The organism is Curtobacterium sp. PhB78 (genome assembly GCF_003751685.1).
Classification (GTDB): Bacteria; Actinomycetota; Actinomycetes; order Actinomycetales; family Microbacteriaceae; genus Curtobacterium.
In genome coordinates this window covers 67,921-90,550 of record NZ_RKIA01000004.1, presented here as the reverse complement: position 1 = coordinate 90,550, position 22,630 = coordinate 67,921, and the positions used below count along the sequence as shown (strand labels likewise).

The 22,630-nt window shown below is 71.7% G+C and carries 19 protein-coding genes and 1 tRNA gene; 14 read left to right on the top strand and 6 right to left on the bottom strand.

Translation table 11 applies throughout. The features are described from left to right. Window positions 1–6: 6 nt before the first annotated feature. Entirely contained in the window at window positions 7–1,110 is a 1,104-nt protein-coding gene (locus tag EDF53_RS10285) for a sugar-binding protein (protein WP_123293490.1), read from the top strand. 163 nt (window positions 1,111–1,273) lie between these two features. Here EDF53_RS10285 and EDF53_RS10280 read toward each other — a convergent pair whose 3' ends face one another. The 3 genes from EDF53_RS10280 to dcd all read right to left on the bottom strand — a co-directional run bounded on the left by EDF53_RS10280 (window position 1,274) and on the right by dcd (window position 2,842). Further along, window positions 1,274–1,621, bottom strand: coding sequence for a DUF86 domain-containing protein (locus tag EDF53_RS10280; protein WP_123293489.1), 348 nt, complete (start codon window positions 1,619–1,621; stop codon window positions 1,274–1,276). Continuing rightward, complete coding sequence (locus EDF53_RS10275) at window positions 1,618–2,133, bottom strand: helix-turn-helix domain-containing protein (RefSeq protein ID WP_165932432.1); 516 nt, start codon at window positions 2,131–2,133, stop codon at window positions 1,618–1,620. The genes EDF53_RS10280 and EDF53_RS10275 overlap by 4 nt, the downstream gene beginning before the upstream one ends. Window positions 2,134–2,254: 121 nt before the next feature. Next, window positions 2,255–2,842, bottom strand: a complete 588-nt coding sequence (gene dcd / locus EDF53_RS10270) for a dCTP deaminase (RefSeq protein ID WP_111085408.1) — start codon at window positions 2,840–2,842, stop codon at window positions 2,255–2,257. A gap of 89 nt (window positions 2,843–2,931) precedes the next feature. Between dcd and EDF53_RS10265 the strand changes: the two genes are divergently transcribed. From EDF53_RS10265 to EDF53_RS10255, 3 genes are all read left to right on the top strand, one after another. Then, window positions 2,932–4,026: a GNAT family N-acetyltransferase gene (locus EDF53_RS10265; RefSeq protein ID WP_123293487.1), complete on the top strand. Its 1,095-nt coding sequence runs from the start codon at window positions 2,932–2,934 to the stop codon at window positions 4,024–4,026. A gap of 9 nt (window positions 4,027–4,035) precedes the next feature. Continuing rightward, window positions 4,036–4,734 (top strand): DUF6882 domain-containing protein, encoded by a 699-nt coding sequence (locus EDF53_RS10260; RefSeq protein ID WP_148058313.1) that lies wholly within the window; start codon window positions 4,036–4,038, stop codon window positions 4,732–4,734. 107 nt (window positions 4,735–4,841) lie between these two features. Next, window positions 4,842–6,902 (top strand): cytochrome c oxidase assembly protein, encoded by a 2,061-nt coding sequence (locus EDF53_RS10255; RefSeq protein WP_123293485.1) that lies wholly within the window; start codon window positions 4,842–4,844, stop codon window positions 6,900–6,902. A 73-nt stretch (window positions 6,903–6,975) separates the two neighbouring features. Here EDF53_RS10255 and EDF53_RS10250 read toward each other — a convergent pair whose 3' ends face one another. The 3 genes from EDF53_RS10250 to EDF53_RS10240 form a co-directional block, all read right to left on the bottom strand. Beyond that, on the bottom strand, window positions 6,976–9,960 hold the full coding sequence (locus tag EDF53_RS10250) for an Ig-like domain repeat protein (protein ID WP_123293484.1): 2,985 nt from the start codon (window positions 9,958–9,960) through the stop codon (window positions 6,976–6,978). A 232-nt stretch (window positions 9,961–10,192) separates the two neighbouring features. After that, on the bottom strand, window positions 10,193–10,540 hold the full coding sequence (locus tag EDF53_RS10245) for a hypothetical protein (protein WP_123293483.1): 348 nt from the start codon (window positions 10,538–10,540) through the stop codon (window positions 10,193–10,195). Next, window positions 10,530–11,678 (bottom strand): DUF6177 family protein, encoded by a 1,149-nt coding sequence (locus EDF53_RS10240; RefSeq protein ID WP_123293482.1) that lies wholly within the window; start codon window positions 11,676–11,678, stop codon window positions 10,530–10,532. Before EDF53_RS10240 ends, EDF53_RS10245 begins: the two co-directional genes overlap by 11 nt. 198 nt (window positions 11,679–11,876) lie before the next feature. Here EDF53_RS10240 and EDF53_RS10235 point away from each other — a divergent pair. The 10 genes from EDF53_RS10235 to EDF53_RS10190 all read left to right on the top strand — a co-directional run bounded on the left by EDF53_RS10235 (window position 11,877) and on the right by EDF53_RS10190 (window position 22,626). After that, a tRNA-Gly gene (locus EDF53_RS10235) sits at window positions 11,877–11,950 on the top strand. Between the two features lie 14 nt (window positions 11,951–11,964). Further along, entirely contained in the window at window positions 11,965–12,582 is a 618-nt protein-coding gene (locus EDF53_RS10230) for a GntR family transcriptional regulator (RefSeq protein ID WP_123293481.1), read from the top strand. A gap of 181 nt (window positions 12,583–12,763) precedes the next feature. Beyond that, window positions 12,764–14,212, top strand: coding sequence for an MFS transporter (locus EDF53_RS10225; protein ID WP_260215385.1), 1,449 nt, complete (start codon window positions 12,764–12,766; stop codon window positions 14,210–14,212). A gap of 80 nt (window positions 14,213–14,292) precedes the next feature. Beyond that, window positions 14,293–15,195: an ABC transporter substrate-binding protein gene (locus EDF53_RS10220; RefSeq protein ID WP_123293480.1), complete on the top strand. Its 903-nt coding sequence runs from the start codon at window positions 14,293–14,295 to the stop codon at window positions 15,193–15,195. Further along, a complete protein-coding gene (locus EDF53_RS10215; RefSeq protein ID WP_123293479.1) occupies window positions 15,192–16,202 on the top strand; it encodes an ornithine cyclodeaminase family protein in 1,011 nt (336 codons plus the stop codon). Before EDF53_RS10220 ends, EDF53_RS10215 begins: the two co-directional genes overlap by 4 nt. 26 nt (window positions 16,203–16,228) lie before the next feature. Beyond that, a complete protein-coding gene (gene bla / locus EDF53_RS10210) occupies window positions 16,229–17,203 on the top strand; it encodes a class A beta-lactamase (RefSeq protein WP_123293478.1) in 975 nt (324 codons plus the stop codon). A 101-nt stretch (window positions 17,204–17,304) separates the two neighbouring features. Continuing rightward, the gene (locus EDF53_RS10205) at window positions 17,305–18,573 is read left to right on the top strand and encodes an FAD-binding oxidoreductase (protein ID WP_123293477.1); all 1,269 of its coding nucleotides are present in this window, start codon (window positions 17,305–17,307) and stop codon (window positions 18,571–18,573) included. After that, window positions 18,570–19,706, top strand: coding sequence for an FAD-dependent oxidoreductase (locus EDF53_RS10200; protein ID WP_123293476.1), 1,137 nt, complete (start codon window positions 18,570–18,572; stop codon window positions 19,704–19,706). The genes EDF53_RS10205 and EDF53_RS10200 overlap by 4 nt, the downstream gene beginning before the upstream one ends. Beyond that, the gene (locus tag EDF53_RS10195) at window positions 19,703–21,262 is read left to right on the top strand and encodes an ABC transporter substrate-binding protein (protein WP_165918715.1); all 1,560 of its coding nucleotides are present in this window, start codon (window positions 19,703–19,705) and stop codon (window positions 21,260–21,262) included. Before EDF53_RS10200 ends, EDF53_RS10195 begins: the two co-directional genes overlap by 4 nt. Then, window positions 21,259–22,626, top strand: coding sequence for a M20/M25/M40 family metallo-hydrolase (locus tag EDF53_RS10190; protein WP_260215380.1), 1,368 nt, complete (start codon window positions 21,259–21,261; stop codon window positions 22,624–22,626). Before EDF53_RS10195 ends, EDF53_RS10190 begins: the two co-directional genes overlap by 4 nt. The last annotated feature ends 4 nt before the right edge of the window (window positions 22,627–22,630 follow it).

Below are 22,630 nucleotides of genomic sequence, written 5' to 3'. Positions count from 1 at the left end.
ACTCTCATGCGCAAGAAGCTCATCGCCGGCATCGGTCTGGCACTCGTCGCGGGCCTGGCCCTCAGCGGCTGCTCGGCTCGTGGCACCTCCGACTCGGGCGACGGCTCCGGCTCGTCCATCAAGAAGGGCGACCTCATCGGCGTCGCCCTGCCGGCCAAGACCTCGCAGAACTGGGTGCTCGCGGGCGCCGCGTTCAAGAAGTCGATCGAGGACGCCGGCTTCAAGGCCGACATCCAGTACGCCAACGCCGGCAACCCGGTCCCCGACCAGCAGTCGCAGATCTCGGGCATGGTCACCAAGGGTGCGAAGGCGATCATCATCGGTGCTGCCGACGGTTCGCAGCTCGGCTCGCAGGTCAAGGCCGCCAAGGCCCAGGGCACGACCGTCATCGCCTGGGACCGCAACATCCTGAACACGAAGAACGTCGACTACTACGTCGCGTTCAACAACTTCAAGGTCGGCCAGCTGCAGGCCCAGGCACTGCTCAAGGGCCTCGAGGAGAAGAAGGGCGACGGACCGTACAACGTCGAGCTCTTCGCCGGTTCGCCGGACGACGCCAACGCCACCGTGTTCTTCAACGGTGCGATGGACGTCCTGCAGCCGAAGATCGACGACGGCACGCTGAAGGTCGTCTCGGGTCAGACCACGTTCGCCAAGGTGAACACGCAGGGCTGGCTCGCGCAGAAGGCCCAGTCGCGCATGACCGACCTGCTGGCCCAGTACTACACGGGTGACACCAAGCTCGACGGCGTCCTGTCGCCGAACGACACCCTCGCCCGTGCGATCCTCACCGCGACCAAGGCCGCCGGCAAGGACAACCCCGTCGTGACCGGGCAGGACTCGGAGACCGCTTCGATCCCGCTCATCATGAAGGGCACGCAGTACTCGACGATCTACAAGAACACCACCGAAGAGGCCCAGGCGGCCATCGACCTGGTGTCCGACCTCGCCGACGGCAAGACCCCGAAGACGACCAAGGACAAGAACAACGACAACGGTGCGAAGGTCGTCCCGGCCGTCGAGCTGACGCCGATCCTGGTCACGAAGGACAACGCGGTCGAGGCCTACAAGGGCAACGACACCCTCGAGGAGCTCGCCAAGAAGGGCTGATCTCCCCCGCTCACACGGACGGCCCCGTCTCGCCTCGGCGAGACGGGGCCGTCCTGCGTCGTCGTGGGGCCGGCCACGGTCGGACGGGAGGCCCGGGGCACGTCGTGATCCGTGCCTCCCGTCCGCCGTGCACGCACGTCCGGTGCCCGCGCGACCCGCCGGGTCAGGGCCGGGTCGCGCGCAACCGCCGCGCCGCGTCGGCCAGGTGCGGCACGTCCGTGTGGGCCGTGCCGAACACCACCGCGCGGGTGGTGTCGAAGTAGCGCCGCGTCAGCCGGTCGCCGAGGTCGGACACCCGCGACCACGGGATGTCCGGCTCGCTCGCGGTGACGGTGCTCGGTAGGACACGGACCGCCTCGCCGATCTCGACCAACCGCATCCGGACGGCGTCGTGCACCAGGTCCTCGGGCAGCCGCTCGTCGCCGACGTACCGGCCGATGGCCTCGCACGCACCGATGACGTCGTCGAGTCGATCGCCGACCAGCCGGGGCGTCACCGGTTCCTGGCTCACAGCGGCACCGCGCGTCGGACGACCTCGGGGCTCATGCCGGCCGCGTCCACGACATCGACGCGCACGCCGAGCAGTCGCTCGGCGCCGTCCTGGATGCGCATGAGCGCGAAGATGCCGAGCCCGGCGTCGACGTCGATCATCAGGTCGACGTCGCTGCCCGGGCCGTCGTCCCCACGGGCGACGCTGCCGAACAACCGGGGGTTCCGGCCACCGAACCGCTCGACGACGGCGATCAGGTCCTGCCGCGCGGCGGCGACGCGTTCACGCAGCGGCGGTGGGTCCTCGACCGGCAGCAGGTCGATCGACGTGGTGAAGCCCGCGGCCCGGAGCATGCGCTGGAGTGCGGCGAGCGAGGGTTCGCGGCGACCGTTCTCGTACGTGCTGATGACGCTCTGCGTGACGCCCGCGCGACGGGCGAGCTGGACCTGCGTCAGTTCGGCTCGATCGCGGGCGTCACGGATGAGCGCGGCCGCCGACACCGTCGGCATCGGACGTGGAGGGACTGCGGACATGCTGCAACGATACACAGCATGCGACATTTCGTCCGCTGGATGACGCGAGTCCTCGGCCCGGAACGACGTCATCGATGTCGCACGACGTCGAGGACGTCGTTCCGGGTCGGACGGACCGCGGTCAGGGGCGCGCTGAGACGTCCGCGCGGTGGAAGTTCTGCGCCGAGCGGGACGGGGTCGGCCCGCGCTGGCCCTGGTACCGCGACTGGTACTCGGCCGAGCCGTACGGCTTGTCGGCGGGACTGGACAGCTGGAAGAAGCACAGCTGCCCGATCTTCATGCCGGGCCAGAGCTTGATCGGCAGCGTCGCGACGTTCGACAGCTCGAGCGTCACGTGGCCGGAGAACCCGGGGTCGATGAACCCCGCGGTCGAGTGGGTCAGCAGGCCGAGGCGTCCGAGCGAGCTCTTGCCCTCGAGCCGTGCGGCGATGTCGTCGGGCAACGTGACGACCTCGTACGTCGAGCCGAGCACGAACTCGCCGGGGTGCAGCACGAACGCCTCGTCCGGGTCGGTCTCGACCAGCCGGGTCAGGTCGGGCTGGTCGACCGCCGGGTCGATGTGCGGGTACTTGTGGTTGTCGAACAGCCGGAAGAACTTGTCGAGCCGGACGTCGATGCTCGACGGCTGGACGAGCGAGGCGTCGTGGGGGTCGAGACCGATCCGGCCCTCGGCGAGCTGGGCGGTGATGTCGCGATCGGAGAGCAGCACGCCGTGCAGCCTAGCGGCAGCGGACCCCCGCCGATATGCTGCGAGGCTGTCCGGGGCCGGGCGGCGTCGCACCGCTGGGAGGAACCGACATGACCGCGTACACCGTCCACGAACTCGTGGTCCCCGCCACGATGGACGACGACCCGGGGACCGTGCGGGCGTTCCGCGAGTGGGTCGACGTGCAGAACCGCGCCGAGGTGTCGATCACCGGACTGCCGGAACTGCTCTGGACGCCCGAGGAACAACTGCCGTACCTGATCGACCCCGACGCGCCCAGCCGACTGTTCCTGGTCCGTGACGACGAGGGGGCCGCGGTGGGGGCCGGCTCGTACGAATCGAAGGCGGTCGCGGACGCCCCGAACTGCTGGATGGCGGTCAGCGTGGCGCCCGAGCACCGGCGCCGTGGCATCGGCACGCTCCTGGCCGAGCACGTCGAAGCGGTCGCGAGGCAGCAGGGCCGCACGCAGTGGAAGACGTACGCCGTGTCACGGCAGGTCGGCCCCGCAGCGGGCCCCGGCTACCTCCGAGCACCCACCGGGTTCGGCGCCGTGCCCGAGGACGACCCCGGAGCCCGGTTCCTGACGGGCCGGGGGTGGCGGTTCGGCCAGGTGAACCGGATCAGCCGTCTGGAGCTCCCAGCCGCCCCCGATGCACTCGCCGGCATCCGCGCGGCGGCGACGCGGGCGGCGGCCGACCGGTACCGCGTGCACACCTGGGCCGGGCCGACTCCGCCCCGCTGGCAGACGGACGTCGCACTCCTCCTGACCCGGATGAGCACCGATGCCCCGGCCGGCGACATGGCCGAGCCCGAGGACGCCTGGACGGTCGATCGGCTCCGGACGCACGAGCAGCACCTCGACGACGGCCCACGCACCATGCGCACCGTCGCCGTGGAGGACGTGTCGTCCGGCGGACTCGTCGGCTTCACCCAACTCGCCGTCCCCGGGCCCGTGGCCCAGCCCGTGATGCAGGGCGACACCCTCGTGCTGCGCGAGCACCGCGGCCACCGGCTCGGCTGGCTGCTCAAGGTCGTCGGGATCGAGACGATCGAGCGCGACCACCCGGGGCACCCCTCGATCATCACGTTCAACGCCGAGGAGAACCGACCGATGCTCGACGTGAACGAGGCCGTCGGGTTCGTGGGCGTCGGCAGCGAGGGGATCTGGGAACACCGCCCGGCGTAGGGTTCCCCCATGGCGCGCTCACGGGGGATGGACGATCTGGTCAGCGACGGGGTCTTCCTGGCCTGGGAGGCGCAGCTGCAGCTCGCCGACCTGTACGACGACCACGAACGCTGGAACGTCGACCTCGCCGCCGGCACCCTGCAGTTCGTCGGGCCGCACCCGGGCGAGTTCCGGATCCAGCTCCTGGGGTCGGCCGCACCGGGGCCGCGCAGCTGGCTCTGGGGCTGGGCGAACCCGTCGCAGTACCCCGCGTCGGTGCTCGCCGCCGCGAACGCCACCCGCGCGCTGGGCGAACGGCTCGGCATCCCGGAACTCGTGCAGGGCGAGGTCCCGTTCGGCGAGCACCGGCAGGCCGACGCCGCAGACGCCGGGTACGAGTTCGCGTGGGACATGTCGATCGCGGCACGGCTGGCGACGGGTTCGTGGTTCGGCTTCGGCGGGCACGTCGGCGGAGGCTCCCGCCTCTGGGTGCTGTTCGAGGGCCTGCTGTTCGCGCCACCGACGGTGCCCCGGATGGTCCGCGTCTTCGGTGAGGGCCTGCAGACGACCGAGGTGCACGACCACCGCCGCGCCGTGGGGAGCTGGGCGTCGCTCCGCGGTGTCCCCTGGGACGGGCGCACGCTGACGTTGGCGGACGGGACCATCACGGTCGACTTCGACGAGCTGGGCCGGATCCGCGACCTGCAGGGGTCGTCGGCGCGAGCCTGAGGCGGGCCGCAGCCGATTCCGGCGACTCGCGCCGTGCCTCCAGACCGACCCGCTTACCATGGAGGGTCCGCGGTCTCGCGGACGCACGCGTCCCTGGAACAAGGTTGATGACCGTCACGTCCCCCGCAACCCAGCCTGGAGGCCCGGCGCCGGAATCCGCGCCCGTCACCGCGCGCACGTCCACCGTCGCGACCGTGCTGGTCGTCGCCATCCCGCTCGCGGTCGCGTGCTCGATCCTCGGCCTGACGATCACCGGGGCGTTCACCGCGAACCAGCAGCTGGTGTCCGCCGGCGACGTGGTCGAGTACGGCCTGCCGATCGCCCGCGTGGTGCACGACACCATGGCGGCGCTGACCGTCGGCCTGCTCATCGTCGCCGCGTTCGCGCTGCCGGCACAGAAGAAGGACCACCGGGCACTGTCGAGCGTGCAGCACCGCGCCACGCGCTGGGCGGCGGCGACCGGATCGATCTGGTTCCTCGCCGCGGCCGTCACCGTCGTGTTGACCGGCGCCAACACCCTCGGCGTCCCGCTCACCAGTCCGGTGTTCGCCCGCAACTTCATGCTGTTCGCGTTCCAGGTCGAGATCGGTCAGGCGCTCGTGGTCTCCGCGGCGGCGATCCTCATCGCGACCGTGCTCGCCGCGTTCGCCACCCGGGTCACGACGCTCGCCGTCGCCACCGTGTTCGGCCTCTTCGCCCTGCTCCCCCTGGCACTGTCCGGCCACGCCGCCGGCTCGCTCGAGCACGCCAACGCCGTGAACTCCCTCGCGATCCACCTGATCGGGGTGTGCGTCTGGGCCGGCGGGCTCGTCGCCGTCGTGCTCCTGCGCACCCGCACGAAGGGCGCGACCGGTCGGGTGGTCTCCCGCTACTCCACGCTGGCCGGGTGGTCGTTCGGCGCCGTCGCGTTCTCCGGCATCGTCAACGCCTCGCTGCGGCTGACCGGTCCGCTCGACCTGGTCACGACCCCCTACGGCGCACTCATCACGGTCAAGGCCGTCATCCTGGTGCTGCTCGGGATCGCCGGCGTCGTGCAGCGCCGCAAGCTGGTGCCCGGGCTGCTCCGCGCGCCGCTCGACCGCCGTCGGTTCACCCGGTTCGCGCTCGCCGAGATCGTGTTCATGGCCGTCGCGATCGGCGTCTCGGTGGCCGTGTCCCGCTCGCAGCCGCCGATCCCGCAGACACCCGAGACCGGTGAGGACACCCGCTCCGGCCTGATCGGGTTCCCGTTCCCGCCGGCCCAGACGATGCACACGTACCTGACGCAGTGGCACATCGACTGGGTGTGGCTCGGGCTCGCCGTCGTCGGTGCGGTCTGGTACCTGCTCGCCGTGCGGAAGCTCCGGAAGCGCGGCGACAAGTGGCCCGTCGGGCGCACCATCGCGTGGGTCATCGGCTGCGCCCTGTTCATCTGGACCACGTCGGCCGGACCGGCCGTGTACGGCATGATCCACTTCTCGTCGCACATGGTCCAGCACATGCTGCTCATGATGTTCGTGCCGCTGCCGCTCGTGCTCGGCGGCCCGGTGCTGCTCGCCATGCGCACCCTGCCGGTCCGCAACGACGGTTCCCGCGGGGCCCGCGAGTGGCTCATGCTCTTCGTGCACTCCCGGTACATGCAGTTCATGGGGAAGCCCGCCGTCGCCGGTGTGATCTTCGCCGGGTCGCTCGTGGTGTTCTACTTCACGCCGGCGTACCAGGCGGCGATGCAGTCGCACGAGTGGCACGTCGCGATGGTCGTCCACTTCGTGCTGAGCGGGTACCTGTTCTTCTGGGTGTTCGTCGGCGTCGACCCGGGGCCGAAGCGTCCGCCGTACCCGATCCTGATCATCGCGCTGCTGGCCACCCTGGCCTTCCACGCGTTCTTCGGCGTCGCCGTGATGACCTCGCAGTCGGTGTTCGCGATCGACTGGTTCCACGCACTCGGCCAGACGAACGACGCCGCGCTGCTCGACGACCAGCACACCGGTGGCGGCATCGCGTGGGGCGCGTCCGAACTGCCGATGGTGTTCGTGGCGCTGCTCGTGGTGCGGAACTGGATCCGCACCGACAAGCGCGACGCGAAGCGGCTCGACCGCAAGGCCGAACGCGACGGCGACGCCGACCTGAAGGCGTACAACGAACGTCTGGCGGCGATCAACGCGTCCGACACCGCGCGCCGCGACTGACGGACACCAGGCGCACGAACAGGACGGCGCCCCGGGCATCTGCCCGGGGCGCCGTCCTCGTCCGTGCGGTCGGTCACTCCGCGGTGGTGTCAGCGACCGTGCCGCGAGCAGCTCGGGTGCGACGGACCATCAGGAGCACCAGGCCCGCGATGAGCAGCGCTGCCGCCAGTGCCATCGCGGTGCCCACGGCCACTGGCGAGCCCGTGAACGCGAGCGCACCGGTGGTGGTCGGCGCAGGCGTGGCGGACGCGGTGGCCGATGCCGACGGGGCGATCGGTGCGGCCGTCGCCGAGGGGTCGGCGGAGTCCGACGGTCCCGGGGCGGGCGCCGAGGTCTCCGGCGTGGTCGGCTCGTCGGTCGGCTCCGGCGTCGGCTCGACGGCGGGGAGCGCCGCGACGACGACCTCGAGCGCGCTGCTCGACGCGGCGAACGACGCGTCACCGCTGTAGGCAGCCGTGACCGTGTTCGTGCCGACCGGCAGGGCGTCGGTCTCGCAGGTCGTCTCGGGCAGCGTGACGGTGCACAGGACGGAGCCGTCCGCTGCCGTGAAGGTCACGGTGCCGGTCGCGCCGGCGGGCAGGCCGGATGCGGTCAGGCGGACCTTCGAGCCGACGACCGGAGCCGTCGCGTCGGTGCTCGCCACGAGCGCCGTCGACTGCGCGGTCACGACCAGCTCGAACGGCGCACCGTCGGCGGCCTCGTAGTTGTCGTCGCCGCTGTAGTGGGCGTGCACGGTGTACTTGCCACCCGGCAGGTCGGACGGGATCGCGCACGTGGTGTCGGGCAGCGTCGCGGTGCACAGGACGGTGCCGTCGTCGGTGACGTACTCGATGGTGCCGGTGGCGTCCTCGGGCACGTTCGGGGTGTCGAGCGTGGTGGTCTCGCCGTGCGTGACCGTCACCGTGGTGTCGGGTGCGGTCGGGTCGCCGCCGTCGCTCGGGTCACCGCCGTCGCTCGGGTCGCCACCACCGGTACCGGGCTGGGTGCCGATGGTCGTCGAGGCCTTCCGGACCGTCAGGTCCACTGCGACCGAGGTCGAGCCGGCGTGCAGCGCGTCGCCGGAGTAGACAGCGGTCACCGTGTGCGTGCCGGCACCGAGGCCCTCGGCCACGCAGCTCGTGTCGGGGAGCGTCGCCGTGCACAGGACGGTGGAGCCCTCGCGGTACTCGACCGTGCCGGTCGGCGCGGCGACCGTCTCCGAGCCGGAGCCCAGGCCGGTGACGTCGAGCGTGATCTGCTCGCCGTACGCAGCGGACGTCGGGGTCGACTCGACCGCGACGGCCGTCGGCACCTTGGTCGCGGTGAGCGCACCCGTGCCGGACGCAGCGGTGTGGTCCGCGTCACCCTCGTAGGTCGCGGTGACCCCGCTGGTGCCGACCGTCGACGTCGTCGTGTCGCACGAGGCCGCACCGTCGACGATCGTCGCCGTGCAGAGCACCGCGCCGGTCTCGGTGTCGGTGAACGTGACGGTGCCGGTCGGCGCGGTCGCACCGGTCTTCGCGGACGACGCGACCTGGGCGGTCAGCGTGACCGTGTCGCCCACGGTCGCGGTGGCGTCGGCGACCGTGAGCGTCGTGCCCTGCGGCTCGACGGTCAGGCCGCGGGTGACGGTGACCGCCTCGGCGTCGGTCGACGCCACGACGGTGGAGATCGTCGCGGTACGCGCTGCGCCCGTGACCGAGTACGGGATGGAGAGGGTGGGCAGCTCGGCGCCCGGGGCGAGGGGCGATCCGGCGTCGACGGCCTGGTCGCACGTGACGACCTGCCCGACGGGCGGCTGGCAGGTCCAGCCCGCACCGGTCACACCGGAGACGTCGGGCGTGACGCCCGCCGGGAACGTGGTGGTCGTGCGCACGAGCTGCGACTCGGAGCCACCGTCAGCGGAGACGGTGGGGGTGACCGTGTACGCGCCGGAACCGGCGTGCGCGACGGTGGCCGTGCCTCCCGTGCTGGCGGTCAGCACCGGCACCGGACCGGCAGCCGTCGTGGTGCGGAGGTAGTTGACCTCGTGGATGTCGTTCTGTCCGCCGGTACCCGCGACCCAGCCGTAGGTGAGCTTGTAGGGGTAGCCGGTGGCGGGGTCGACCCACGACGGGTCGACGTTCGCGGCGTTGCCGGTGGTGAGCTTCGGCAGCGCCCCGGTCACGATCTGCTGCGTGCCACCGATCGAGGTGAAGATGACGGCGTAGTTGCCTGCCGCGACCGTCACGGACTTGTTCTCCTGCGCGGCGAGCGCCGACGACGTCGGGTTGATCACGATCTCGACGGGCACCTTGGCCTGCGCACGGTCGGTGACGCCGGTCTTGTTGAGCGACCCGTTGACCACGGTGCGGGACTGCACGCAGTAGCCGGTGCCGCCGTCGCCGGGGCCACGGACCGTGACGGCGTTGGCCGTGAGGCTGCCGTTGGTCGCTTGGTCGGACTCGCACCCGGTGCCACCGAACTGGCGGTTGCCGAAGTTGCCGTAGCGGTCGAGGCCGATGCCGAGGTACGCGTGGGACAGACCCTGCGCGTTGTTCGTCGTGCTCGCGCTGTAGCCGAGCGAACCGCCCAGGTAGCCGATCTTCGCCGGCACGGTCGGGTTGTACGGGTCGGTCGCAGCGAGGTAGAAGACGATGCCGTCGGCCGAGGATCCGTTGTACTGGTAGCTGTCGAAGACCGCGTCGATGCCCTTCGTGATCGGCACGGACTGCTTCGCACCGAGGCCACCGGCCTGGTTGTTCACCGCACCGGTCAGGCGGAGCGCGCCGCTGCCGTCGGCGTCCGTCGCGCCCGCACAGGTCGGGATCGAGCCGGTGTTCGCCGAACCTGCTGCGGGCTTCGCCGTGAGGCACGCGACGTTCGCGGCACCGGACTGCGTCGACGGCAGGATGTAGGCGTCGCCGGCGCTCGCGCCGGTGAACCCCTCGTTCACGAAGGTGGTCTGCGCGGGTGCCGCGGCGGACGCGGTGGTCGCGCCGACCCCGACGAGCGCGACGCCCGCGAGACCGGCGACGACCACGCCGGTGAGGATCTTGCGAGCGCGCGCGACGGCGCGCCCCTGGTGGTGTGTACGCACTGGAGCCCTGTTCAGTGAGAAGGGTGCCGACGAGGAGCGTGCTCGCCCGGCTCGTCGGCTCGGGTCTTCACACCGTAGAGCGGCGCTGGGTACTCGCGGGTCTCGAAACGTGAGTTCGCACCACAACTGGGGGCACAGCGTGGCCGATCAGCGCGACGAGTCGCTCCGGCAGGCGTGGCGTCCGGCAGTCGTCGCGTCCGGCGGACGTCGCCGGCAGGCCGCGTCGGCTCTGTCAGTCGCCGTGGACGATGCAGACCGCGTCGAGGTCGAGCGCGGCCTCGAGCGCCGCCGAGATCCCGGACTCGCCGTCGGCCCCCGCCGGGGTGACGGTGTCGACCCACCACAGCGGCGTCGCGATCGTGGGAGCGTCCGGCAGGATCCGCTCGACCTCGTCGAACGAGTCCACCCGCCGCACCCCGAGCACGGTGATCACCGGGTGCGTGGCGTCGCGGCAGACCTGCAGCATCGGGCCGTCGTCGAGTGCTCGGACGCCCCAGGACTCGTCGTGCAGGAGCAGCGCCTCGGCGACCTCCCGCGGCTCGACCGGCTGGCGGCAGAGGATGGTGACGTCACGCGGCACCGTGACCGCCTGCCACCCGGGCGTCCCGCACGTGTCCGTCGAGCGTGCCCTCGTCGTGGGCCGGGTCGAGGGGCGCTCCGCCGACGAGCTGCAGGAAGCGGTCCTCGTCGATGCGGTCGAGGAAGGACTCGAGGGCTTCCCAGCCGTCCTCGAAGCGGACGATCATGCCGCCGTCGACGATGACGCTGTCAGCGGCACCGGTGTCGCCTGCTCCGAACGGGCCGCCCGCCCCGGACCGGTCGCCTGCCCCGGACCGGGTGCCGAACGTCGCCGTCGTGGTGCGCGGTGGCGGCCAGACCCCGTCGCGGTCCAGGAACTCGGAGGCTTCGGGTCCGACGACGACGGCGAGCGGCGACGGCTCGCCGTGCGACACCGCGCGGATCAGTTGGTCGGCGTCCCCCCGGCGCTGCATCACCACACCGAAGACGGGCACGACCTGGTCGGCGACCTGCTGCACGGCGTCGAACAGGCGGTTCGCGAGCTCCGGGTCGGTGTTCTCCTCGGGCACGGTCAAGACGGCGGACATCGTCTCGACGACGACACCACCGACCAGGTGGGCGGTCATCGTGGCAGAGAAGCCCTCGCCGACGGCGTACGAGGTCGACACCCCGGGTGCCTCGTGCTTGGCGTACTGCGTGACGACCCATCGGTCCCACGGAACGGTGAGCGGTTCCGCGGTGCCCCAGCGGGTGGGGCAGGTGCCGACGGTGTGGCACAGGGCCTCGATCGCGGACCCCATGTCCACGGCACGCTCGGCGTGGTGGCGGAGCGTCAGGTCGATGCTGATCTGGCGGACGGAGTCGGCTGCGACCGGGTGCTCGGGCGACGGTGTGCCGACGAGTTCGGGGCCGCGGTGCACGAAGTCCTCGATGCCCGAGGCTGCCGCACCCGTCCGGCCGTCGCGCAGTGTCCCGTCGAAGTCGGCGACGGCCCACGCGGCACCGTAGGCACCGAGCGCGTGCCGCAGGGCGGGGGTGATCGCGGATTCGCGCCCGGTCCGCAGCACGACCATGCGGCCGGCGTCCGCCGAACGACGGAGCAGTGAGGCGAGCGCGTCCGTCAGCCACACGACCGGCGAGGCGGACTCGACCACGATGGCGGGACCGACCACGTCGTCGATGAGGGGATGCCTGACCATCCGGTCCTCCTCGGGTTCTTCGGCGCTGGAACTCCCTGGACGGTACACACGAGGACGACACCTGTCCGTCAGGCTGGCGTGCTCACAGCGGAGACTCGGGAGGCACGACACACGCCCGACAGGAGGCGTACGGTGCGCGGTCGGCTGGCTTCCAGGCGAGAATCCGATAGGCTTGCCGAGTCCCGTTCTGCGGGGTGCGCGAGTGTAGTTCAATGGTAGAACTCCAGCTTCCCAAGCTGGTAGCGCGGGTTCGATTCCCGTCACTCGCTCCAACTAGCATCGTGCTGTGGAGTCCAAGCCGGCATCTGTCCTCAAGGCGATCAGGGCCGAGATCATCGCCGGCACGCTCGCGCGTGGCTCCCGACTGAAGGAAGACGCCCTCGCCGAACGCTTCGGCGTCTCGCGGGTCCCCGTGCGCGAAGCACTCCGGCAGCTCGAGACCGAGGGGTTCGTCGAGTCCGAGAAGTTCAAGGGCGTCCGGGTCGCCGACTCCTCGACCGAGGTGGTCATCGAGCTCATGCAGATCCGCCGAGGACTCGAGGTCCTCGCCGCCGAGCTCGCCGCCCGTCGCCAGGGTGGCGAGTGCGCCGACCTGCTCCGTGCCGTCGGTCGCGAGCAACGGTCCGACCAAGAGGTCGAGGCCGCGCAGTCACCGCGGTTCGCGTTCCACGGGCTGGTGGCACGAGCCTCGGGGAACAGCCGGCTCGAGACGATGATCGACCACCTCATCCACCAGACGGCGTGGGCGTTCGAGCGGGTCACGCAGGACGAGGTGGCATCGAGCAGCGATGACCACACCGCCGTCGCCGGCGCGATCCTGCGCGGCGCCTCGGTGCAGGCAGGGCTGCTGATGGACGAGCACCTGCGCCGCGACGAAGCGATCTACCGGGCCCTGAACCCGTAAGAACGTATACAAAACTGCCCGCGAGCTTGGCGTGGCCCCGTCTGGATGCTTGAATATCCAGGTGATTCAGGCAGCCGTAACGAACCGTCTCGTGTTCGAAACCAGCCCGAAACAGCTTTTCGTATACAAAAGAGTGACCGCACGGTGCACCCACCTCACTCTTCCCCCGCTGGAGTTACGAATGACTGCTGTAACCCGCTCCACCGCACCAACCCGAACCGCTTCCGCCACCCCGTCCTCCGGCGGCGTCGGATCCGCCCTCGACTCGATCGGCTTCACCCGGGCCCAGTTCTGGGTCCTCATGCTCATCCTCGCCGGGGAGTTCTTCGACACGCTCGAACAGAACTCCATCGGCGCGATGGCCACCAACATCAAGGCCTCGCTCGCCATCGGCGACGTCCAGCTCTCCACGATCAACACCGCCACCGTCCTGGGTGGCCTGGTCGGCCGGTTCCTGGCCGGCTGGCTCGCCGACAAGTACGGTCGGCGGTTCTCGCTCGGGCTCAACCTGCTCGTCTACACGCTCGGCGGCCTCCTCAGCGCCGTCTCCTTCAACTTCGACATGCTGCTCGTCAGCCGGTTCATCGTCGGGATCGGCGTCGGCGGCGAGTTCATGATCGGCATCGCGATGCTGTCCGAGATGGTGGCCACCAAGTACCGCGGCGGCCTCATTGCGACCATCAACGTCGGCGCCGGCGGCATCGGCAACTTCATCTCCTACGGCCTCTTCCTGCTGCTGCTCGGCCCGCTGGCCGCCCCGCTCGGTGGTGACGACCACGTCTGGCGCTGGACGTTCGTGATCCTCGCGATCCCCGCCCTGTTCGTCGTCCTGTACCGCCGCAAGCTGCCCGAGACGCCTCGCTGGCTGCTGTCGAAGGGCCGGGTCGACGAAGCGAACCGTTCGCTCGCGGTCCTCGCCTCGAACACGCTCACCCCGCCCGCCGACGCCGCTCCCCCGGTGCGCCTGACGCCGGCCGACCTGCCCCCGGTCGCTCTGCACTCGTCGCCCGCAGCGGTGTTCCACAAGCTGGTGCTCCGCCGGACGATCGCGATCGGGGTCGCCTCCTGGATGGCCTTCGGTGTGCAGGTCACGCTGAACTTCCTGATGCCGACCCTGCTCGTCGAGCGTGGGTACACCGTGTCGCAGAGCCTGCTCTACACGATGATCATGAACATCGGATCGCTCCTCGGGTGCACGGCAGCGGCGCTCCTCGCGAACCGCGTCGGACGACGGCCCCTCATCGCCGTCGCGGGCATCCTCGGCTGCCTCACCGCCCTGGCGTTCGCGGCCTTCGGCAACGACACCGCCGCGATCCTCATGCTCGGTGCCCTGTTCCAGTTCTTCACGATGCTGACGAACACCACCCTCGCGGCGTGGACCGCCGAGGTCTACCCGACCGCGATCCGTGCTTCCGGCGCCTCGATCGTCAACGGCATCGGCAACATCGCCGGAGCGGTCATGCCGTTCGCCGCGATCGCGCTGTACGGCTCGTGGGCCTTCGCAGGCGTCTTCGGACTCGCCGCCGTCATGTACGCGGTCCTCGTGGTCGCGTCACGCTTCGCCCCGGAGACCCGCGGCCGGTCGCTCGAGGACGTCAACGAGAACGCCCTCTCGACCACCACCGCCTGACCCACCTGACCACCCGCACCAACCGCACCACCCCGGTGGGCCGGACACCCCGGCCCACCACCCCACGATCGGAGAACACCATGGACACCCTGAAGATCTCGGCGACCGCGAACGGCCTCAACTACCTGCCCGAGTACGTCGCCGACGTGGGCGGTCTGTTCGCCGAGCGCGGCCTGTCCGTCACCGCGAAGGCCTGCGACCCGTGGACCGGCGTCCTCGACGACATCGACTCGCACGAGGCCGACCTCGCCCTCGGCGGTCTCTGGGTCCCCGCGATGTACGCCGGGACCCCGCGGAAGCTCTCCGTCGTGGGCCAGCTCAATCACGGGTTCCCGATGACCATCGTCGCCCGCGACGAGACGACCCCGATCACCCTGGACTGGCTCGCCGGCAAGGTCGTCCTGGCGCCCGGCGCCGGCGGCAGCGCCCCGTACGAGTTCACGGCCGGACTCGTCCGCGAGGCCGGGTTCGACGTCGCGGCGACCCGCTTCGTCCGCGACCTGTCGACCGCCATGCTCATCGAGCTGTACCAGGGCGGGCTCGGTGACGCGATCGTCCTCGACCTCGTCTCCGCCCAGGAACTCGTCGCCGCCGGTGGGGGCACGATCGTCTTCCGGCACCTCGACGCCGGTGGCGTGATGCCGAACAGCGTCTACTACACGCGCACGGACCGCATCGACGAACTCGGCGACCGGGTCGACCGGTTCATGGACGGCATCGCCGCCGCGATGGCCAAGATCACCGCGGGCGACGCCGACACCGAGATCGCGGCCGTGCTCGCCGCCCGGTGGCCGGAGAAGGACGCCGCCCTGCTGCGACGGGCCGCCGACGAGATGGCTGCCGGGGGCGTCTGGGACTCCGCGGTCGTCGACCGCGATGCCTCCGACCGCTGGATGCGCATCCTGTTCGACGGTGGCCTCACGACCCACACCCCGTCGCTCGAGGAGCTGCTCGGCGCCTCGACCGCCGTCACCGCGTCGTGACCGTCGTCCTCGGCGCCGCCGACGTCGCCGGTCTCATCGACGCCGTCGACGTCGTCGGGGCCGTGGAGGCCGTCCACGCCGACCTCGGGACCGGCGCGATGCAGCAGCCGGCCCCGGTCGCCCTGACCGGCGCCGACGACGCGCTCTTCCTGCCGATGGCCGTGCGCTCCGACCGGCTCGGGCTCGTCGCCGTCAAGCTGATGGCCGACATCCCCGACAACGGTGCGCGAGGGCTGCCGTCGCAGCGCTCCACGATCCTGGTGTCCTCCTCGGTCACCGGCGAGTGCGTCGCCGTGCTCGACGGCATGACGATCACCCGGGCGCGGACCGCGGCGACGACCGTCGTCGCGACGAAGCACCTCGCCCGCTCGGGCAGCCGGACCCTCGGGATCCTCGGCGCGGGCAACCTCGCCGTCGAGCACGTCCGTGCCTTCGAGGCGACGCGACCGTTCGAGCGGATCGTCCTGTGGTCACGGTCGTCGGGGACGGTCACCCGGTTCCTCGAGGCCGTCGGACCGGACGTGGCCCGGCGGTGCGTGGTCGCGCCGGAGGTCCGTCGCGTGGTCGAGGAAGCCGACGTGCTCTGCACCCTGACGCCCTCGGTCGACCCGATCGTCCGCGGCGCCTGGTTGCACGCCGGCCAGCACGTGAACGCGGTCGGGGCCCGTCCCCGCCCGACGCACCGGGAGCTCGACGGCGCGGCGATGGCACGCGGCACGCTCTTCGTCGACAGCCGGGCCACCGCCTGGACGAAGTCGGGTGACCTGCTCGAGGCCGTGGTCGAGGGGGCGGTCCCGCAGGACCTCCACCCGGCGGAACTCGGCGAGGTCGTCGCCGGACGCGCACCCGGCCGGACCGGGGACGACGAGATCACCGTGTTCGACTCGGTCGGGCTCGGCGCGCAGGACCTCGCCGTCGCTGCCCGGCTGATCGACCTCGCCCGCGAGCGGGGCGTCGGGACGCAGGTCTCCGTCGCCCGGGTCGGGGTGCCGGTTCCCGGCGTGTGACCAGGGTCGAGCGGCAGGGTGCTCCCATGCGCCGTGCTCTCCCCCTGGTCGTCGGCGGCACCGTCGCCGTGCTCGTCCTCGCCGGGTGCTCCGGTGGCGGCTCCGGTGGACCGACCGCGTCGGCCACGTCGTCCGCACGGTCCACGAGCACACCGACGAGCACCCCTGCGACGAGGACGCCGCCGCCGCCGAGGACGGACGCCGCGACCACCGCCACGGTCCGCCGAGCACTCGCAGGCCTCGAACGCGAGTACGACGCGACGGTCGGCGTCGTCGCGACCGACACCGTCACGGGTGAGACGGTCGCCTACAACAGCGACCGACGCTTCGGCTACGCCTCGACCATCAAGGCGTTCGCCGCGGCACAGTTCCTGCGCTCGGTACCCGCGGACGCCCGGAACGAGGTCGTGCGCTGGACGGCCGCGGACGTCGCCGCTGCCGGGTACTCCCCCGTGACGGAACAGCACGTGGCCGACGGGCTGTCGTACGAGCAGCTGGCCGAGGCAGCCGTCCGGATGAGCGACAACACGGCCCTGAACCTCGTGCTCACGCGCATCGGCGGTCCGAGCGGCCTGGACGCCGCGTTGACCGAGCTCGGCGACACCACCACCGAGGTGGTCCACGGCGAGCCGGACCTCAACACCATCGAGCCGGGCAGCACCGAGGACACCACGACCCCGGCGGCGTTCACCGCGGCCCTGACGACCGTGCTCGACGGCAGCACCCTGGACCGCGCCGACACCGCGCTGCTGGTCGACTGGATGGGCGGCAACGCGACCGGCGACGCGCTCATCCGGGCCGGCGCACCGGACGGCTGGGTCGTGGTCGACAAGTCCGGGGGCGCCGGGCCGATCCGGAACGACGTGGCGCGGGTGACCCCGCCCGGCGGTGACCCGATCGTGCTCTCGGTCCTGACCACGCGGAACGACCCCGACGCCGCCTACGACGACGCCCTGGTGGCCCGGTCGGCATCGGCGGTGCTCGACGCGTTCGACCGCTGATCGACCGCTGATCGACCGGGGCGGCGATCGCCGTTCTGCACCGCGTCACACGGCGTCATGAACGACACCTGTCGGGGACCCCGGGACACTACGCTCGCTCCATGTCCTCCTCCGGATCCCCCGTGGTCGTCGTCGGCGCCGGCATCATCGGACTGAGCGCCGCGTGGCACCTCGCCGGGCTCGGGCAGCGGGTCCTGCTCCTCGACAGCGGGACGGTCGCCGGGGGCACGACCACCGCGGGTGCCGGGTTCGTCGGCCAGTGGGCAGCCGGGTACGCCTGGTACTGGAACGAGTCCGAACGCGACGTCGAGCAGTACGGCATCGACTTCTACCGCGACCTCGCCGGCGCCGGCCACGGCCCGACCGGGTACCGGCAGAACGGCAACGTCTGGCTGACCGTCACCGAGCAGGGCCAGGCCGACCACCTGCCGCCGTTCGAGCAGCACCCGCTCCGGCCGGCCGGGGCGCGGACGCTCACCCCGGCCGAGGCGGCCGACCTCGTGCCCGGGCTCGACCCGACCGCGGTCACCGCGGGCTTCCTCCATCCGGACGGCATCCAGATCAGTGCGCCGGACACGGCCGCAGCGCTGGTGCACGCGGTCCGTGCGCGGGGCGTCGAGATCCGCGAGCACACGCCGGTCGCCGGTCTGGAGGCCCGTGGGGGCTCCGTCACGGGCGTCCGGACCGCGAACGGCGAGGTCATCGACGCCGCGAAGGTCGTGCTCGCCGCCGGCAGCTGGACGAACGCCCTCCTCGCCCCCTTCGGGCGCGAGCTGCCGACGGTCCGGGTCGTCGCCAGCCGGCTCGTGACGACGCCGTTCGGTCTGCCGGGCACCCTGCCGACCCTGATGCTGCCGGAGCTGCACGGCCTGTGGATCCGTGAGCACCGCGGCGGCCTGACGTACGGTGCCGGGCCCGGGTACGAGCCGCTGCACGTCGGCGGTGCGGACCGGAGCGACGAACCCGACCGCCGACCGGTTCGCACGGACCTGCTCGACGCCATGCGGACGTACCTGCACCCGATCGTCGCCCGGCTGCTCCCCGCCGCGGCGAGCGTGCTCGGGGTCAACGAGACCCCCACGCAGGGCGTCGTCTCGATGACCGCCGACCGGAACTTCATCGTCGGCGCGGTCCCCGAGCTGGACGGGCTCGTGGTGGCCGGTGGCGACAACGAGTCCGGCGTCACGCACGGCCCGGGTCTCGGGCGGATCGCGGCGGAACTGAGCGTCACGGGCACGACCACCCTCGGCGACGCGAGCCGCTACGCCCCGGCACGGTTCCCGGCGGCGGCCCCGACCGAGGCCGAGGTGGTGGCGATGATGCCGGCGCGACGCGAGGCCGACGCCCGACGAGCCGGAGCCGTGGCATGAGCGACGTGCTGAGCGACCGGGCCCAGACGCACGTCGTGATCGGCGGCGGGGTCGTCGGCGCCGCCACCGCGTACGCCCTGACACTCCGCGGCGAGCGCGTCCTGCTCGTCGAGCAGCACGAGCGCGGGCACCACAACGGCTCGTCCCACGGCGCGACCCGGATCTTCCGGCAGGGCTACGCCGACCCCGAGTACGTCGCCCTGACCTCCCGCGCGCTGGCGCTGTGGGAAGCGCTCGAGGGCGCTGCGGAGGAGGAGCTCATCGTCCGCACCGGGGCCGTCGACCACGGCCGCGCCGAGGTCGTCGACGCCATCGCCGCCGCGCTGACGGACGCCGGCATCCCGTACGAGACCCTCACCCCGGACGCCGCGGCCGCACGCTGGCCGGGGATCGCGTTCGAGGGCCACGTGCTCGCACACGCCACGGCCGGTCGCATCCGGTCCGACCGCGCCATCGAGGTGTTCCTCACCCTGGCGGAACGGACGGGGCTCGCCGAGCTGCGCTTCGACACGGGGGTGACGGGGCTCGACGACCACGGCGACGACGTGACCGTGACGCTGTCCGACGGGTCCACCCACCGCAGCTCGTCCGTGGTGGCGGCCGTGGGGTCGTGGGCACCCGCGCTGGTCGGCGACCTGCTCGCCGGACGCGGGGCGGGCCTCCCGGCCATCCGCGTCACCCAGGAGCAGCCCGCGCACTTCCCCAGCCGTCTGCCGGACCAGGCGTGGCCGAGCTTCGTGCACTGGGCGGCCGACGACGACGTGTACGGCCTGCTCACCCCGGGCGAGGGCGTCAAGGTCGGGTTCCACGGCACCGGCCCCGTCGTCGATCCGGACCACCGCGACTTCACGCCCGTGCCGGCCGAGGCCGAGCGGTTGCAGGCCTACGTCGCGCGGTACGTGCCCGGTGTCGACGCGACGAAGCCGACCTTCATCAGCTGCCTGTACGACAACTCCCCCGACGAGGACTTCGTGATCGACCGACGTGGTCCCGTCACCGTCGCGACCGGGTTCTCCGGCCACGGCTTCAAGTTCGCACCGCTGCTCGGCGACATGATCGCCGACCTCGCGACCGGCGGGGCCGCACATCCCCGTTTCTCCCTCTCGAAACCATCCCCCTCAGGAACCCCGTGACGACCCGACTCCTCTCCGCGCTCGCGCTCTCCGCTGCCGTCGCCGCCGTGCTCACCGGCTGCGCCTCGACCGGGGCGTCCACCGACGTCTCCGACGGCCTGGTGATCGGGACGACCGATCCCGTCACGTCCCTCGACCCGGCCGGCGCCTGGGACCGCGGCAGCTACACGGTGCAGACGCAGCTGTACCAGCACCTGCTCACCTACCCGGCCGGTGAGACCACGACGAGTCCCGAGGTCGCCGAGTCGTGCGACTTCACCGACGGCACCCACTACGTGTGCCGGATCCGTGACGGGCTCACGTTCTCGAACGGTGACGCCCTGACGGCGAAGGACGTCGTGTTCTCGTTCGAGCGCCAGGTCGGCATCGGCTCCGAGAACGGTCCGGGGTCGCTGCTCGCCAACATGGCGTCCGTGGCGGCCGACGGTGACGAGGTCACGTTCACCCTGAAGCAGGCGAACGACCAGACGTTCCCGTACGTCCTGGCGAGCATGGCCGGGGCGATCGTCGACAGCAGTGTGTTCTCGGGGACGAAGGTCCACGCGGACGACGGGGTCGTCGGGTCCGGTCCGTACGCGCTGCAGCAGTCCGCCGACGGCGGGGCGACCATCGCGTTGACGGCGAACAAGGAGTACGACGGCACCGCGCCGGAGTCGTCGAGCGTGACGATCAAGCAGTACACGAAGTCCGCCGACCTCAAGCTCGCGGTGCAGGAGGGTGACGCCGATGTGGCGTACCGCCAGCTCACACCGACCGAGGTCACCTCGTTGTCCGAGGACGACGGCCTGCAGCGGGTCCAGGGCTCGTCGGGCGAGGTCCGGTTCCTCGGCTTCAACCTCGACACGATGCCCGGTGACGACACCGCGCAGAAGACCGCGATCCGCCAGGCCGTCGCCGCGACCGTCGACCGCGCGGCGATCGCGAAGGACGTCTACCAGGGCACCTACGCTCCGGCGTACTCGATCGTGCCGTCCGACTTCACCGGCGCGACCGATGCGTTCCAGACGGAGTACGACGGCGCCGACCCCGCGGCCATCCTCGAGAAGGCCGGCGTGCGCACGCCCGTCACGCTGCCGATCGAGTACACGACCGACCACTACGGCTCCGGGTCGGACGACGAGTACGCACTGATCAAGCAGCAGCTCGAGGACACCGGCCTGTTCACGGTCGACCTGCAGTCGGCGAGCTGGGACACCTACGTCGGGAACGTCGGCAAGGGCGAGTACCCGGTCTTCCAGCTCGGGTTCTTCCAGGACTACCCCGACGCCTCGTCGTACCTGACGCCGGCGTACGGTTCCGAGGACGTCAACCTGCTCGCGAACCACTTCGACGACCGGGCCGTGCAGCAACTGGTCGCCGCGCAGGCGGTCGAGGCCGACGCGACCGAGCGGACGAAGCAGATCGAGGAGATCCAGCAGGACACCGCCGAGTCCGTGCCGCTCATCCCGTTGCTCGCCGGGCAGGAGAACGTCATCGGGCAGAAGTCGCTCACCGGGCTGACGAAGTCGGTCGACGCCTCTGGTGAGTTCCGCATCTGGGAGATCGGGCGCTCGTGAGCACCGGCGACGCAGCGCTGCGCGACGCGGTCCGCGCCGGGATGCCCGCGGGGCTCGACGAGCTCGCGGCGCTCGTCGCCATCCCGTCGGTCCACGACCCGGCCGTGCAGTCGCTCGACGACTGCCGCCGCGTCGCCGAGCGCGTGCGGGGTGCGTTCGACGGCCTCGGCCTGACCTCGCGCCTCGTCACGACGTCGGACGGCTCGCAGGCGGTCCTCGCGACCCACCCCGCGCCGCCCGGCGCCCCGACGGTCCTGCTCTACGCCCACCACGACGTCCAGCCCGCGGGCGACCTCGCAGCGTGGACGAGCGACCCGTGGACCCTGACCGAGCGACAGGGTCGCCTGTACGGTCGCGGCGCTGCTGACTGCAAGGGCGGGGTCGTCACCCACCTCGTGGCGCTGCGGGCCCTGCTCGACGGGCACGGATCGTTCCCGGTCGGACTCGTCGTGGTCGTCGAGGGGTCCGAGGAGCAGGGCACCGACGGTCTCGAGCAGTACGTGTCCGCCCACGCAGCGGACTTCGCCGACGTCGACACAGCCGTCGTGATGGACGCCGGCAACGCCGCCGTCGGGGTCCCCGCGCTCGTGACCACCCTGCGCGGCACGGCGTTCGTCGAGCTGCGCGTCCGAGCGCTGCACGGCAACGTGCACTCGGGGATGTTCGGCGGTGCGGCGCCCGATGCCATCGCGACCCTGGTGGCCCTGCTCGCCACGCTGCGCGACGACGCCGGGGACACCACCGTCGACGGACTCGAGGCCTCGCAGACCTGGGACGGCCTGCCCTACGACGCCGACCGGTTCGCCGCCGACGCCGGGCTGCTCGACGGCGCGGTGCCGATCGGGTCCGGGGACCCGGCATCCCAGGTCTGGGCACGGCCGGCGCTGACCGTCGTCGGCATCGATGCGCCGGCGGTCGCCGGGTCGTCGCCGTCCGTGCAGTCGACCGCCGGTGCCGCGCTGAACCTCCGGGTCCCGCCGGGCGTCGACCCCGCTGCCGCTGGCGAGCTGCTCGTGGCGCACCTGCTGCGGCGAGCGCCCTCCGGGGTCGAAATCACCGCGCGGGTCACGGGCACGGGCGACGGTTTCCGGGCGACGGCGGGGCAGTACTCGTCGGCGTTCCGGAGCGCACTGGCGTCGTCGTACCGGGTGTCGTCGGTGGGCTCCCTCGGCGGCGGCGGATCGATCCCGCTCTGCGCGACACTCGAGCGGGCGATCCCGGGGGTCGAGGTCATCCTGGCCGGGGTGTCCGAGCCGGCTGCGAACGTGCACGCGCCGGACGAGAGCGTCGATCCGTCCGAGATCGAGCACATGGCCCTGGCCGAAGCGCTGTTCCTCGACGAGCTCGGGTGTGCCCGCGCCTGACGTC

Excerpts from the sequence above, each read along its gene's own strand:
- EDF53_RS10285 (WP_123293490.1), top strand. The coding sequence starts at position 7 with ATGCGCAAGAAGCTCATCGCCGGCATCGGTCTGGCACTCGTCGCGGGC.
- EDF53_RS10275 (WP_165932432.1), bottom strand. The coding sequence starts at position 2,133 with ATGTCCGCAGTCCCTCCACGTCCGATGCCGACGGTGTCGGCGGCCGCG.
- EDF53_RS10265 (WP_123293487.1), top strand. The coding sequence starts at position 2,932 with ATGACCGCGTACACCGTCCACGAACTCGTGGTCCCCGCCACGATGGAC.
- EDF53_RS10260 (WP_148058313.1), top strand. The coding sequence starts at position 4,036 with ATGGCGCGCTCACGGGGGATGGACGATCTGGTCAGCGACGGGGTCTTC.
- EDF53_RS10255 (WP_123293485.1), top strand. The coding sequence starts at position 4,842 with ATGACCGTCACGTCCCCCGCAACCCAGCCTGGAGGCCCGGCGCCGGAA.
- EDF53_RS10240 (WP_123293482.1), bottom strand. The coding sequence starts at position 11,678 with ATGGTCAGGCATCCCCTCATCGACGACGTGGTCGGTCCCGCCATCGTG.
- EDF53_RS10225 (WP_260215385.1), top strand. The coding sequence starts at position 12,764 with ATGACTGCTGTAACCCGCTCCACCGCACCAACCCGAACCGCTTCCGCC.
- EDF53_RS10220 (WP_123293480.1), top strand. The coding sequence starts at position 14,293 with ATGGACACCCTGAAGATCTCGGCGACCGCGAACGGCCTCAACTACCTG.
- bla (WP_123293478.1), top strand. The coding sequence starts at position 16,229 with ATGCGCCGTGCTCTCCCCCTGGTCGTCGGCGGCACCGTCGCCGTGCTC.
- EDF53_RS10205 (WP_123293477.1), top strand. The coding sequence starts at position 17,305 with ATGTCCTCCTCCGGATCCCCCGTGGTCGTCGTCGGCGCCGGCATCATC.
- EDF53_RS10200 (WP_123293476.1), top strand. The coding sequence starts at position 18,570 with ATGAGCGACGTGCTGAGCGACCGGGCCCAGACGCACGTCGTGATCGGC.